Source organism: Kitasatospora sp. NPDC048365 (genome assembly GCF_043200835.1).
Classification (GTDB): Bacteria; Actinomycetota; Actinomycetes; order Streptomycetales; family Streptomycetaceae; genus Kitasatospora; species Kitasatospora terrestris.
The window spans coordinates 1-12,861 of record NZ_JBICYJ010000003.1 but is presented as its reverse complement, the minus strand read 5'-3'; the positions used below and the strand labels follow the sequence as shown (position 1 = coordinate 12,861).

General features: G+C 75.0%; 16 protein-coding genes. 11 read left to right on the top strand and 5 right to left on the bottom strand.

The features are described 5' to 3' along the window. The first annotated feature begins 36 nt into the window (after positions 1-36). Complete coding sequence (locus ACGFX4_RS03315) at positions 37-723, top strand: TVP38/TMEM64 family protein (protein ID WP_393069812.1); 687 nt, start codon at positions 37-39, stop codon at positions 721-723. A gap of 27 nt (positions 724-750) precedes the next feature. Here ACGFX4_RS03315 and ACGFX4_RS03310 read toward each other — a convergent pair whose 3' ends face one another. Continuing rightward, entirely contained in the window at positions 751-1,113 is a 363-nt protein-coding gene (locus ACGFX4_RS03310) for a YrdB family protein (RefSeq protein ID WP_393069810.1), read from the bottom strand. A 122-nt stretch (positions 1,114-1,235) separates the two neighbouring features. Here ACGFX4_RS03310 and ACGFX4_RS03305 point away from each other — a divergent pair, with 122 nt between their 5' ends. Together ACGFX4_RS03305 and ACGFX4_RS03300 are read left to right on the top strand one after the other, a co-directional pair. Beyond that, on the top strand, positions 1,236-1,754 hold the full coding sequence (locus tag ACGFX4_RS03305) for a DinB family protein (RefSeq protein WP_393069808.1): 519 nt from the start codon (positions 1,236-1,238) through the stop codon (positions 1,752-1,754). 272 nt (positions 1,755-2,026) lie between these two features. Beyond that, on the top strand, positions 2,027-2,422 hold the full coding sequence (locus ACGFX4_RS03300; RefSeq protein ID WP_345700810.1) for a cell division protein SepF: 396 nt from the start codon (positions 2,027-2,029) through the stop codon (positions 2,420-2,422). 86 nt (positions 2,423-2,508) lie between these two features. Here the strand turns inward: ACGFX4_RS03300 and ACGFX4_RS03295 are convergent, their stop codons facing one another. Next, positions 2,509-3,255, bottom strand: coding sequence for a TetR/AcrR family transcriptional regulator (locus tag ACGFX4_RS03295; RefSeq protein WP_393069806.1), 747 nt, complete (start codon positions 3,253-3,255; stop codon positions 2,509-2,511). A gap of 99 nt (positions 3,256-3,354) precedes the next feature. On the opposite strand from ACGFX4_RS03295, the gene ACGFX4_RS03290 reads away from it, so the two are divergent. The 5 genes from ACGFX4_RS03290 (at position 3,355) to ACGFX4_RS03270 (ending at position 7,592) form a co-directional block, all read left to right on the top strand. Continuing rightward, a complete protein-coding gene (locus ACGFX4_RS03290; protein ID WP_393069805.1) occupies positions 3,355-3,963 on the top strand; it encodes a hypothetical protein in 609 nt (202 codons plus the stop codon). Further along, entirely contained in the window at positions 3,960-4,940 is a 981-nt protein-coding gene (locus ACGFX4_RS03285) for an NAD-dependent epimerase/dehydratase family protein (RefSeq protein ID WP_393069804.1), read from the top strand. Before ACGFX4_RS03290 ends, ACGFX4_RS03285 begins: the two co-directional genes overlap by 4 nt. Positions 4,941-5,005: 65 nt before the next feature. Next, positions 5,006-5,560 carry a TetR/AcrR family transcriptional regulator gene (locus ACGFX4_RS03280; RefSeq protein WP_393069803.1) on the top strand — a complete coding sequence of 185 codons (555 nt, stop codon included), beginning with the start codon at positions 5,006-5,008 and terminating at the stop codon, positions 5,558-5,560. Continuing rightward, positions 5,557-7,113 carry an MFS transporter gene (locus ACGFX4_RS03275; protein WP_393069801.1) on the top strand — a complete coding sequence of 519 codons (1,557 nt, stop codon included), beginning with the start codon at positions 5,557-5,559 and terminating at the stop codon, positions 7,111-7,113. The genes ACGFX4_RS03280 and ACGFX4_RS03275 overlap by 4 nt, the downstream gene beginning before the upstream one ends. Before the next feature lie 71 nt (positions 7,114-7,184). Next, the gene (locus ACGFX4_RS03270; protein ID WP_393069800.1) at positions 7,185-7,592 is read left to right on the top strand and encodes a hypothetical protein; all 408 of its coding nucleotides are present in this window, start codon (positions 7,185-7,187) and stop codon (positions 7,590-7,592) included. Between the two features lie 7 nt (positions 7,593-7,599). On the opposite strand, the gene ACGFX4_RS03265 is transcribed toward ACGFX4_RS03270, so the two are convergent. After that, positions 7,600-9,108, bottom strand: a complete 1,509-nt coding sequence (locus ACGFX4_RS03265) for an oxidoreductase (RefSeq protein ID WP_393069798.1) — start codon at positions 9,106-9,108, stop codon at positions 7,600-7,602. A 187-nt stretch (positions 9,109-9,295) separates the two neighbouring features. Between ACGFX4_RS03265 and ACGFX4_RS03260 the strand changes: the two genes are divergently transcribed. Beyond that, positions 9,296-9,457: a hypothetical protein gene (locus tag ACGFX4_RS03260; protein ID WP_393069796.1), complete on the top strand. Its 162-nt coding sequence runs from the start codon at positions 9,296-9,298 to the stop codon at positions 9,455-9,457. A 3-nt stretch (positions 9,458-9,460) separates the two neighbouring features. Here the strand turns inward: ACGFX4_RS03260 and ACGFX4_RS03255 are convergent, their stop codons facing one another. Beyond that, positions 9,461-9,628, bottom strand: coding sequence for a hypothetical protein (locus ACGFX4_RS03255; protein ID WP_393069794.1), 168 nt, complete (start codon positions 9,626-9,628; stop codon positions 9,461-9,463). Between the two features lie 211 nt (positions 9,629-9,839). On the opposite strand from ACGFX4_RS03255, the gene ACGFX4_RS03250 reads away from it, so the two are divergent. Together ACGFX4_RS03250 and ACGFX4_RS03245 are read left to right on the top strand one after the other, a co-directional pair. Then, positions 9,840-10,904 (top strand): right-handed parallel beta-helix repeat-containing protein, encoded by a 1,065-nt coding sequence (locus tag ACGFX4_RS03250; protein WP_393069793.1) that lies wholly within the window; start codon positions 9,840-9,842, stop codon positions 10,902-10,904. 93 nt (positions 10,905-10,997) lie between these two features. Further along, complete coding sequence (locus tag ACGFX4_RS03245) at positions 10,998-12,035, top strand: methyltransferase (protein WP_393069791.1); 1,038 nt, start codon at positions 10,998-11,000, stop codon at positions 12,033-12,035. Between the two features lie 58 nt (positions 12,036-12,093). Here ACGFX4_RS03245 and ACGFX4_RS03240 read toward each other — a convergent pair whose 3' ends face one another. After that, a complete protein-coding gene (locus ACGFX4_RS03240) occupies positions 12,094-12,750 on the bottom strand; it encodes a class F sortase (RefSeq protein WP_393069789.1) in 657 nt (218 codons plus the stop codon). Between the last annotated feature and the right edge of the window lie 111 nt (positions 12,751-12,861).

Below are 12,861 nucleotides of genomic sequence, written 5' to 3'. Positions count from 1 at the left end.
CGTGGCCGGCTTCCCGCCCGGGTTAGGCTCACGCCTGTGCTCCGCTCCCCCTGGCTGCGTCTCGCGCTGCTGTTCGTCGTCCTCGCCGCAGCGGCGGCCTCCCTGCTGCTCTGGGATCCCGCGCAGGTGCTGGCCGCCGCGACCGGCCCGTGGCGGATGCCGATCGCGCTGGCGGCGTACGGTTTCGGCACCGTCGCCTTCCTGCCGCGCCCGGCGCTGAACGCGGCGGCGGGCCTGCTGTTCGGCGCGGTGTGGGGGGTGCCGCTGGCGGTGGCGGGTTCGGTCCTGGCGGCGGCGGTGTCGTTCTGGCTGGGGCGCGGGCTGGGCCGGGACGCGCTGCGCCGGTTCCTGCGCGGCCGGGTGCTCACCGCGATCGACCGCGGTCTCACCGATCAGGGTTTCCGCAGCGTCCTGCTGATCCGCCTGTTCCCGGGGGCGCCGTTCCAGGCGGGCAACTTCGTCTGCGCGTTCTCCGGCGTGCGGTTCCTGCCGTACATCGCGGCGACCGCGCTCGGCGTGATCCCGACCACGACCGCGCACGTGGTGGCGGGCGCGAGCGCGGGCCACCCCGGTTCGCCGGCTTTCCTGATCTCGTCCTCGGTGATCGTCGCGATGTTCCTGTTCAGCGGCTACTCGTTCTGGCGGGCCCGGCGCCGCAGCCGCACCGCCACCACGGCAGCAACCACCACCGCACCGGCCACCACGGCGTCGACCGCAGCCTGACCCCTGCCCCCTGCCCGCTTCGTCGGCTCACCGCCGCACCGACGGACTCCACTCCCCGAGCGCCCACAGCGCCACCGTGTTGACCGCCATCAGCACCGCCAGCACCACCGCCCAGGTGCCGTGCCCGCTCAGGGCGAGCGCCGCGACGGCGCCGCCCCACACCACCGCCTGGGTCAGGTACCACGCGGCCACCGCGTCGGGCACCGACCGCTTGGGCGCCGCGTAGCGGCCCCACAGCACCGCCGCGCCGACCGGCAGCGCCAGCGCGACGAGCACCCGCACTGCCGTCGGCCCGGGCACCGCGTACCCGCCGACCGCGAGGGCGGCGAGCGCCGCCAGTTCGAGCAGGAAACGTCCCACCAGGTTGACCCCGGTCAGTACTCCTCGCACAGCTCCCCCTCGGTTCCCCGTCCGGGCGCCGGCCGGTCCCTCGCCGCCGGCGCCCGGACAGGATAGGGGCTCCCGGCAAATCCACTGGCAGGACGCCCGCCACCTGCCCCAGACTGGCCGTCATGACCACGACGACGCAGCGCGTAGACCCTCCCCTGTCCGCCGACGAGACCACCATGCTGACCAGCTGGCTCGACTTCCACCGCGCGACGCTCGCCCGCAAGTGCGAGGGCCTGAGCGACGAGCAGCTCCGCGAACGATCCACCCCGCCGTCCACGCTCTCCCTGCTCGGCCTGGTCCGGCACATGGCGGAGGTGGAGCAGTTCTGGTTCCTGGCGATCCTGGACGGGCAGGATCTCGGCGAGGACGGCATCTACTGGACCCGCGAGGACGAGGACGGCGACTTCAACAACGTCGACACCGCCGACCCGGCCGCCGACTTCGCGGTGTGGCGGCAGCAGATCGAGCTGGCCCGCGCGGCCGCCGCCGGCCTGCCGCTGGACGCCGTCGGCAAGCGGGAGCGGCGCGGCGAGAAGGTTTCGCTGCGCTGGATCCTGGTGCACATGATCGAGGAATACGCGCGCCACAACGGACACGCCGACCTGCTCCGCGAGCGGATCGACGGCGCCACCGGGGAGTGAACCCGTTACGTGATTGTTGACAGACAGTCAACTGCGGTCTGACCTCCACCGATATGGTCTACGCGCGCAACCGTCGGGCGACCAGCGGCGTCACAGGCTTTTGTCCGGACTTTCCGGTATTTCCTGCACGCCACGACCCGTCCGGCGGTCGCGAGCGGGCACCAGAGCGATGATCAGTGCGATACTCGGACAGTTCCAACAAGTGGATGACGTGTCAAAACGACCCGTCGCCCCGGGGGACCAGTACGGGACGAGACAGGGAGGCCGCGGCAATGGGAGCACTGCGCGACGAGCACCACAACGGATGGCTGATGCCCTCCGGCAGCTACCCGGCCGCCGTGTACGAGGATCAGTGGGACGGTGAGGACACTCTGCCGAGCGCCCAGCCCGCACCCGCCCGGATCGTCTCGCTGCGCCCGACCGGCTTCGAGGCCGCCCGCACCGTGGGCGAGCACATCCGCGCCGCGACCCCGGTGGTCATGGACCTCACCGAGATGGACGAGGCCGAGGCCAAGCGCATGGTCGACTTCGCGTCCGGCCTGATCTTCGGCACCCGCGGCAACATCGAGCGGATCGCCCGCCGCGTGTTCCTGCTCACCCCGGCGGACGTCGAGGTGATGGTGATCGACCGCCCGCTCGACGACTCCGGTTTCTACAACCAGAGCTGACCCGCCCTCACCACCCCGGGCCGGGGGCCGCCTGACGCGGCGCCCGGCCTTCACGCATGCCCCGGCCCCCACGCTCGGCCGGCGCGCTACTTGACCGAGCGGCCCGCGACCAGCCCGTCCAGCACCCGGTCCAGGCCCCAGCGGAACTGTTCCCCGGTGACGTAGCGCGCGACGGTCCCCGCGCTCGCGGCCGTCCTCGGGTACGCCTCGGCCGGCACCGCGCGCAGCGCCGCCGCCCGGGCCGCGACCCGCTCCGCCTCGGACGGCACCGGCGCCGCCCGGTCCACCTCGGCGGCCTCCAGTGCGACGAACCCGAGCACCTGGACGATCAGCAGGTACGAGGCGCGGGCCGCGTCCTCCGTCGTCAGGCCCGCCTCGGCGAGGATCTCCAGCAGGGTCTCGCCGAGCGCCAGCGCGTTGGGTCCGTCCATCGGACCGAAGAGCAGCAGGTCGACGGCGCCGGGCCGGGCCATCAGCCGTTCGCGCAACTGGGCGGCGACCGCGTGCACGCGGTACCGCCAGGGGCGTCCGGGGTCGGCGAAGGCGGCGCGGTCGAGCTCGCCGAGGATCCGCTCGACCAGCGCCCCGACCAGCGCGGCCCGGTCCGGGAAGTAGGTGTACACGGCGTTCGGGGCGACCCCGACCGCTGCCGCGATCCCGCGCACCGAGACCGCCTCCGCGCCCTTCTCCCCCAGCAGCCCGAGCGCCGCGTCGAGGATCTCCGCCTCGCTCAGCACCCGCCGCCGGCCCGGCCGGCCCCGGCCCCGCGCCGCAGCGCCCCCTGCCGCCGCACCCGTCGCCGCCCCTGCCGCCGCCTCGCCGTGCTCCGCCACCGCCGCCGCCCTTCATGCGCCACCACCGATTGACGCCCATTTTTGCACGCCGTACATTTGCGAGCGAGAGCACAAATTGCACGCCGTACAGAAATGAGCGTGACAGCCATGCGCGCCACCACCTCCACCCTCCGCCGGACCTTCAACCTCCGCTGGACCGCCGGTTTCCTCGCCTTCCCGGTGGCCGGCCTCGCCGCCCGGGCCGCCGCCGGCCCGATCACCGACCCGGCCGCGGCCGCCCTCGGCGGCGCCGTCGCCGGCCTGCTGCTGGGCGTCGGCCAGTCGCTCGCCGCCGGCAGCCGCCTGGACGCCCGCCGCTGGATCCCCGCCACCGCCCTCGGCCTCGCCGTGGGGCTCGCCCTCGCCGCCCCGCTGACCGGCTACCGGACCACCCTCCCGGCCCTCGCCGCGGCCGGCGCCCTCACCGGCATCCCGCTCGGCCTCGCCCAGGCCCTCGCCCTGCCGCCCGGCACCCGCACCCGCCGCCGCGCCGCCTGGGCGCTCGCCGGCCCGCCCCTGTGGGCCCTCGGCTGGACGGTCACCACCCTCGCCGGGGTGGACGTCGACGCCCACTACGCCGTCTTCGGCGCCACCGGCGCCCTCACCGTCACCCTGCTCGCCCACCCCCTCCTCCCCGCCCGGACCGCACCGACAGCGACGACGGCCACCACCGCCGCCGCCACTCCCCGAACGGAGCCCACCCCGTGAACCGCCCCGCCCCGAGCAGCACCACCCGCCGGACCGACCCCCTCCACGTCGTCTTCGGCACCGGCGCCGTCGGCCTGGCCACCGTCCGCGCCCTGCACCGCCGCGGCGAGCGCGTCCGCGCGGTGAACCGCTCCGGCCGCGCCCCCGTCCCGGACGGCGTCGAGGTGGTGGCCGGCGACGCCCGCGACCCGCGCTTCACGATCGCCGCCGCCGCGGGCGCGACCGTCGTCCACCAGATCCTCAACCCGGCGTACCACCGCTGGCCGCAGGAGTTCCCGGCGCTCCAGGCCGGCGTCCTGGCGGCCGCCGAGGCAGCCGGCGCGCGCCTGGTGTCGATGGACAACGTCTACATGTACGGCCGCCCGGCCGGCCGCGCGTTCACCGAGGACAGCCCGGACGACGCCACCACCCGCAAGGGCCGCCTGCGCTCGCGGATGGCCGGCGAGCTGCTCGCCGCGCACCGGGCGGGCCGGGTGGAGGTGGCGATCGGCCGCGCCTCGGACTACTTCGGCCCGGGCGGCGGCGCCCAGTCCAACCTCGGCGACCGGGTCTTCCCGCCCGTGCTCGCGGGCCGCCCGGCGTCCGTCCTGGGCGATCCGGACCAGCCGCACACCTACTCCTTCGTCCCGGACATCGGCGAGGCGCTGGCCGCCCTGGCCACCCATCCCGCCGCGCCGGGCCGGATCTGGCACCTGCCCAACGACCCGGCCACCCGCACCACCCGCGAGCTGGTCGCGACCGTCCACCGCCTGGCCGGCCGCCCGGAGGTGCGGCTGCGCACCGTCCCGACCGCCGCCCTGTTCGCCCTCGGCCTGGTCGACCGGACCGTCCGCGAGCTGGTGGAGATGCGCTACGAGTTCGCCGAGCCGTTCGTGGTCGACAGCTCCCGCTTCAGCGCCGAGCTCGGCGGCCGCGCCACACCGCTCGACGAGGCCCTCGACCGCACCCTGCACGACTACCGCACAGCGACCGCCTGAGTCTCCCCTGAGACCCGCATCAATAAAATGAGACACAGACGTCTCATCTGCCCTACACTGGTCTCATGGCTACTGACCGCGACTCGGTGCTGGAGGCCGCCGTCGGCGTGCTTTCGCGACGCCCGACCGCCCACCTCGACGAGATCGCCCGCGCGGCCGGCATCAGCCGGGCCACGCTGCACCGGATCTTCCCGGGCCGCGAGGCGCTGATCCGCGAGGTGGGCGCGCTCGGCCTGCGCCGTTTCGCCGCCGCCCTGGACACCGCCCGGATCGAGGAGGGCGACGCCCAGGAGGCCTTCCGCCGCCTGGTGGACGCGGTCGTGCCCGACGCCGCACTGTGCGCCTTCCTCGCCGGCGAGAACCAGCTCTACGACGACCAGGAGATCAACGATCTCTGGGAGTTCCAGGACGCCCGGGTCCGCGCGCTCTTCCTGCGCGGCCAGCAGCAGGGCGTCTTCCGGGTGGAGCTCTCGACCGGCTGGCTCAGCGAGGCCTTCTTCGACCTCGTGGCCGGCATCGGCTGGGCCGTCCAGGACGGACGCCTCGCCCCGCGCGACAGTGCCTTCTCGCTCGCCGAGCTCTTCCTCGGCGGCAGCCTACGGAGACCCGATACACCATGAGCACCAACCTGCCCGTCACCAACCGCCGCTGGGCCGGCCTGGGCGTCCTCGTCCTGGCCGTCACCCTGGTCGCGGTCGACGCCACGGTGCTGTCCCTTGCCATCCCGTCCATCAGCGAGACCCTCCGCCCCAGCGGCACCCAGCTGCTGTGGATCGGCGACATCTACTCCTTCGTCCTGGCCGGCCTGCTGGTCTCCATGGGCGCCCTCAGCGACCGGCTCGGCCGCAAGCGGGTGCTGCTGGTCGGCTCGGCCGCGTTCGGCGCGGCCTCGCTGCTCGCCGCGTACGCCCCGAGCCCGGGCTGGCTGATCCTGGCCCGCGCCCTGCTCGGCGTGGCCGGCGCGACGATCATGCCGTCCACCCTCTCCCTGATCCGCACGCTCTTCCCGGACGCCCGCGAGCGGGCCACCGCGATCGGTATCTGGGGCGCCGGCGCGACCGCCGGCGCGGCGCTCGGCCCGCTGGTCGGCGGCGTGCTGCTGGAGCACTTCTGGTGGGGCTCGGTCTTCCTGCTGAACCTGCCGGTGCTGGCCCTGCTGCTGGTGTTCGGCGCCTGGCTGCTGCCGGAGTCGCGCGACCCGCGGCCGGGCCGCTGGGACGTGCTGAGCGTGTTCCTCTCGATGGCCGGTGTGATCGGCGTGGTGTACGCGATCAAGGAGCTGGCCGCCGACGGCCTGTCCTCCTGGTCGTCCCCGCTGGTGCTGCTGCTCGGCGCCGGCGCGCTGCTCTGGTTCGTCCGCCGCCAGCTGCGGCTGGAGACCCCGCTGCTGGACGTCCGGCTGTTCACCGACCGGCGCTTCACCGCGGCCGTGGTGGCCTCGCTGACCGCGCTGATCGGCCTGTCCGGTGTGATCTTCTGCGTCTCGCAGTACCTGCAGCTGGTCCGCGGCTACACCCCGCTCACCGCCGGGCTGGCCGAGATGCCGGCCTTCGTCGGCGCGGTGGTCGGCGGTCTGCTGACCGCCCGGCTGGCGCGGCGCGCGGGCACCCGGGCGGCGCTGGCCGGCGGCCTGTTCGCGATGGGCGCGGGCATCGCCCTGCTCGGCCTGATCCGACAGGACAGCGCGTACCTGCTGTTCGGCACGTCCTTCCTGGTGGTGGGCACGGCCGAGGGCGTGGTCTACACGCTCGCCTCCGACCTGGTGCTGGGCTCCGCCCCGGCCGACAAGGCGGGCGCGGCCTCGGCCGTCTCGGAGACCGCGTACGAGCTGGGCACCGCGCTCGGCATCGCGCTGGTCGGCTCGGTGGTGACCGCCATCTACGCGGGCGGCTTCAGCGTCCCGGCGGGCGCCTCGGCCGAGGCCGGCGAGCAGGCCCGGGAGTCGCTGGGCGGTGCGGTCGAGGCCGCCGGCACCCTGCCCGGCCCGCTCGCCGACCAGCTGCTGGACGGCGCCCGGACGTCCTTCGTCCACGGCATGAACGTCGCCGCCTGGCTGGCCACCGCCCTGCTGCTCGCCGCGGCCGCCCTCTGCTGGCACTTCCTGCGCACCCCGAAGGCCCCGGCCACCCCGGCCGACCCGGCCCCCGCCGAGAACAGGCAGCTCGTCGCCTGACCCCTCCCCCTCCCGGCCCGGCCGCCGCACACTGAACCCGTGCGGCCCGCCGGGCCCGGAGGGGGGAAGTCGTGCACACCGTTCCCACCGCCCTCGCGGTGGCGGGCTGGACCGCCCTCGCCGCGGCGCCGGTCCTGCTCGTGGGCACCGTCGCCTGGGTCCGCAACGAGCGTCGGCGATGGGCCGCGACCTCGGTCCGCGCCGTCGCCCTCGCGGTGGCCCCCGACACCCTGTGCCTGACCTCCCCGGACGGCGAGCAGCACCACGTCCGCACCGCCCACCGCCACCCGCCCGGTGCGCGGGTAGCCGTCCGGCACCGCCCCGGCCGCCCCGACCTCGCCGTACCGGAGGACGTCCCGCCCGGCGGGTTCACCGGCATCCTGGTCCTCGGCGTCACGGCGGCCGTCCTCACGGCCGCCGCCGGCGTGCCGGCGCTGGTGGCGGCGCCGCTCCTGGAGGGCCTGCTGGGGGCGCCGTGAGCGTCCGTCAGGCGCGGTTCAGCGAGCGGCTGACGCCCGCCAGGACGGCGGTGGTGAGCACCCAGCCGGCGGCGATCAGTGCGTAGCCGACCGACTGGTGGTAGTCGGTCCAGTACCAGGCCGTGCGCTGCCCGAAGCCGCCGATCGGCACGAGCAGGTCGAGCGTGTACACGAAGGCGCTGAACGGCGGCGCCTGCCCGGCCTGCACCGGCGTCGGGTGCCCATGCCGGAACAGCACGGTGCCGGCGGCGGTGAGCACCAGCAGCCACACCCCCGCCTGCCACGGCCGGTAGCCGTACCCGACGGTGACGTCCAGCAGCCGCCCCCACGCCCGCCCGAGCGGCCCGAGGGTGCGCCGCCGCCTGCGCTGCTTGGCCAGCAGCACCCGCCGCGCGTCGTCGTCGTGCCCGATCTTCCGGTACCAGGCGGCGAGTTGCTCGTACGGCTGCGGCGCGTACCCGGGCAGTGCGGCCAGCCAGGCGAGGCGCCGCCCGACCGGGTCGCTCGCGCCGGACGGCCGGTGGATGGAGGTGTAGGTGAAGCCGTCCAACCGGGTGTCGGCGGGCCAGCTGTGCTCGTTGTCGTGGAGCACGGCGGCCTGCGCCTCCTCCAGGTCGACCGGCCCGGTGGGGGTGGCGGCGACGGTGAGCCGCAGGTCGCCGGCCTGCAGCCGGCCGGCGTGCAGCCCGCCGTCGAGCACGGCGCGGTCCAGGGAGAGCAGGCTGCGCACGCTCGCCCCGGGCAGCCGGACGGCGCCGCGGGCGACGAAGCCGTCGGCGAGGACCATCGTGGTGGCGCTCAGGTCGTCGCCGCTGAAGGCCTCCCGACCGGGGTTGTCGAGCACGGCCCGTTCCATGAACAGCCCGCCGTTGAACTGGGCACCGACCAGCCGCAGTCCGCCGCGGGCGACGAACCCGTGCCGGGCGAAGAAGCCGCCGTCCAGCACCATGCCGCCGGCCCACAGCGCCCACACGTCCTGGCCCTCGGCGGGCTGTCCGCCGTCCAGGAGCTCGCGGGCGGTGAGCCGGGCGCCGCTGAGCCGCAGTTCGCCGGTGACGTGCGCACGGGTGAGGGTGAGCCGCCCGTCGATCACCGAGTTCTCGAAGAACAGGTTGCCGTCGACCTTGAGCAGCCAGCCGTCCAGCCCGGGGACCAGGCAACCGACCAGCCCGGTGGAGCGCATCGACGCCCCGCGCAGCACCACCGGCTCCTCGAAGTGGCATCCGGTGAACATGACCGCGTGCGCGACCGCGCCGTCACCGAGGTCCAGCGCCCCGGTGATCCGCGCCCCGGCCAGCCGCAGCGCCCCGGGGGCGTCCCCCAGCAGCAACTCCCGCAGCAGCCGGGCCGGTACGGTCCGCTCCTCGCCCCACCCTCCGCCGGCCCTGACGTCCTCGTCCGGGCCTTCGCGCAGGTCGATCGCGGCCCCGGCGGCGAACGCCGCCCGCACCCGCTCCTCGACCGGCGCGGCCGCCGGACCCGTCGTCGTACCCGCTGTCGTACCCGTTGTCGGCAACGCCGCGCCTCCCCCGCCGAGCTCCCCACTCTGACAGGGCACGATCCTAGGCGGCGCGGCGCGCGCGGTGACCCGCCGCCTGAGCTCTTGCTCACATCGCGGCCCGAGCGTTCGACAGGGCCGCCGCACGCCTGCTTACGTGGGTGGACGAACCGTTGTCCGCCCATCGCCCGAAGGAGGCACCGCCGTGCAGCTGTCGTACGCCCTCGTCACCGAGGAGGACTTCCCCGGCGGTCTGGCCTGCTCGGACTGCCACCGGCCGATCGCGGCGGGGCAGCCGTACAGCGAGACCGTCGGCGGGATGCTCGGGGACACCCCGGTCGTCGAGCTGGTCTGCGTCTACTGCTGAGGGTCAGTTCACCGAGCGGAGGATGACGTCCTCGTAGTCGCCGACGTCCGGGAGGGTGTCGGCCGCGAGGGCCTCCAGACCCGGCTCGGCGTCGGCTTCGGAGGCGGAGGTGGCCAGGAGGCCGTCCAGTTCGGTCTGCTCGTCGATGACCCGTCCACTGTGCGTGTCCATGCACCCATGATCCCTCCGATCGCCCGTCACTGCCCGGAACGGGGCCGTGGTGACGCCCGATCGGGTGTATGACGCGCCGGACCGGGGTACCGGCAGCGCCCTTGCGGCTGTACAGAAGTGGCAACCCGCCCGGAGGCGACCCTAGCTTCGACCTGGCGGCCCCGACCGGGCCGCGTTCCCACGTCTCCGAAGCGAAGCGGGTCATCCGCCCATGACTGCACGACTCGCCCCGGCCGCCCTGCTGGCCGCCGCACTGCTCACCCTCCCCGCCGCACCGGCCCAGGCGGCCGGTCCCACCGTCCACCGCCTGCGGGCGGGCGTCACCCCGCAGGCCGTCCAGGCCGTGCTGGACGCCGCCCGTCCGGGCGACACCGTGGAACTTCCCGCCGGGACCGTGCCCGGCGGCCTGACCGTCTCCGTCGACCGGCTCACCCTGCGCGGCCAGGGCCCCGCCCGGACGGTGCTGCGCCCCGACGCCGGCGCGACCGGTGCCTGCGCCGCCGCCGGGCACGGGCTGTGCGTCACCGGCCTGCCCGGCAGCCCGGTGCACGGCGTACGGATCGAGGCGCTGGCCGTCGAGGGCTTCACCAAGGACGGTCTGCACGCCTCGCAGACCGACGCCCTGACCGTCCGCGCCGTCGCCGCCCGGGCCAACGGCCAGCAGGGCGTCTCCACCGACGCGTCCACCGGCTCGCTGCTGACCGCCGTGCAGGCGAGCGGCAACGGGCAGGCGGGCATCTTCGTCGCCAACTCGGTGGACCACGAGGGCGGCGCCCTGGACACCGGCGGCAGCGAGGTCTCCGGCAACCGGCTGACCGGCAACCGGATCGGTGTGGTGCTGCGCCGGGTCCGGAACATCACGGTCGAGGCCAACCTGATCGGCGACAACTGCGGCGGGGTGTTCGTGGTCGGCGACGAGGGCGTGCCCCGGGCCGGCGCACTGACCGTGCGCGACAACACGGTGGACGCCAACAACCGCTACTGCGCGCCCAATCCGCGCCTGGACTTCATCCAGGGCACCGGCATCCTGCTGACCGGCACCGAGGACACCGTGGTGACCGGCAACCGGGTGACTGGCAACACCGGCGCCTCGCCGATGTCCGGCGGCATCGTGCTGTTCCACTCGCTGGTCGGTGCGCCCAACTCCGGTGCCACGGTGACCGGCAACCTGCTGAGCGGCAACGGCCCGGCCGACCTCGCCGACCGCGACACCGGCTCCGGCAACCTGCTGGACGGCAACGCCTGCCGCACCTCCCTGCCCGCCGGCCACTGCTGACCGGCCCCGGACCCCCACGCCACACCCCCCGCCACACCCAGACACGCCACGCCACGCCCACGACACGCCCACGACCGAAGGAGGCCGCACCCCATGGCCACCGCCACCGCCCCCGACACCACCGCCGCCGCCCCGCCCTCGATGCTGCTGCGCGAGCTGGTCTTCGGCGCCGCCTGCGCGGGCGCCCTGCGCGCCGCCGCCCGCCTCGGGCTGCCCGACGCGCTCGGCGAGCAGCCCGCCACGCCCGCCGAACTCGCCGCCGCGCTCGGGGTCGAGGCCCGCCCGCTGGGCCGCCTGCTGCGCGCCCTCGCCAGCTACGGCGTCTTCACCGAGACCCCGGACGGCCGCTACGCGCACACCCCGCTCTCCCGGCTGCTGCGCGAGGACGAGCCGGGCAGCCTGCGGGCCATCGCGCTGTGGTGCACCGAGCCGTGGACCTGGCAGTCCTGGTCCCGCCTGGACGACGCGGTGCGCACCGGGCGCAGCGTCTTCACCGACACCTTCGGCAAGGAGTTCTTCCAGTACCTGCACGACGACGCCCCGGACTCGGCGGCCGTCTTCGACCGGGCGATGAGCCAGTCCAGCCGCCAGTCCGCCGAGGACCTGACCGCCTTCCTTGACCTGACCGGTGTCTCCTCGGTCGCGGACATCGGCGGCGGCCAGGGCCAGGTGCTGGCCAACCTGCTGGCCGCCCACCCGGGCCTGCACGGCACGCTCCTGGACCTGCCGCAGGTGGTCGCCCAGGCCGACGAACGGCTGCGTCCCGGCGGCGAGTTCGCCGACCGGGCGCGGCTGGTCCCGGGCGACTGCCGGGAGGACGTCCCGGTCGGGGCCGACCTCTACCTGATCAAGAACATCCTGGAGTGGGACGACGGCTCCACCCGCCGCACCCTGGCCAACGTGATCCGGGCGGCCCGGCCCGGCGCCCGGGTGGTGATCGTGGAGAACCTGGTCGACGACACCCCCTCGATGCGCTTCACCACCGCGATGGACCTGCTCCTGCTGCTGAACGTCGGCGGCGCCAAGCACACCACCGCCAGCATGACCGCGCTGATCGAGCAGTCCGGCCTGCGGCTGCACGCGGTCGAGCCCGTCAACCCGTACCTGCACGCCTTCGAGTGCACGGTCTGACCGACCCGGGCAACGCGAGAGGGGCCGCGCCGTGCGCGGCCCCTCCGGCGTTGCCGCCTCACGCCTTCAGGTGTGCGAAGACGACCACGTTGGCGGTGTAGTCCTTGGCCTTGTGGTCGTAGACGCCGCCGCAGGTGATCAGGCGCAGCTGGGCGTCGGGGGTGTCGCCGTAGACCCGGTCGTCGGGGAAGGCGTTCTTGGCGAAGGTCTCCACGCTGTCGACGACGAAGGTGGCGGTCGAGCCGTCGGCCCGGGTGATGTCGACGGCGTTGCCCGGGATCAGCAGGCTCAGCAGCAGGAAGACCGCCGGCCCGTTCTTGGTGTCCACGTGGCCCGCCATCACGGCGCTGCCGGCCTCCCCGGGGGCGGCGCCGCCGCTGTACCAGCCGACCAGGTTGCGGTTGTCGACGGGCGGCGCGGCGAGCCTCCCGTCGGCCTCCAGGCCGAGCTGGGTGACGGGGGCGTCGACGGCGATCTGCGGGATCCGGATCCGGGTGGGCTGCGAGCGCGGCAGCGCGGGCGTCCGGGGCCCGCGGGCGGCCGCGGCGGCGGACGGGGTGGCGGGGGCGGAGACGGAGGTGGACGCGGCCGGGGCGGAGGCTCCGTCGACCGGTTTGGCGTCCACCGAGTTGTAGAGCACCAGCACGCCGAGCGCGGCCGCGCCGAGGCCGAGGCGCAGCAGCTTTCCGCCGGGCTGGGGGGTGGGTGGGTTCATCGGTGGTACGTGCCTTCCTCGGCGGAGACGCCCGGCCGGGCCGGCTGCCCTGGTGGGCGGCCCGCCCCGCCCCCTGTGCCCCGGGGGTGACGGGAGAGAGCTCAACCCCCA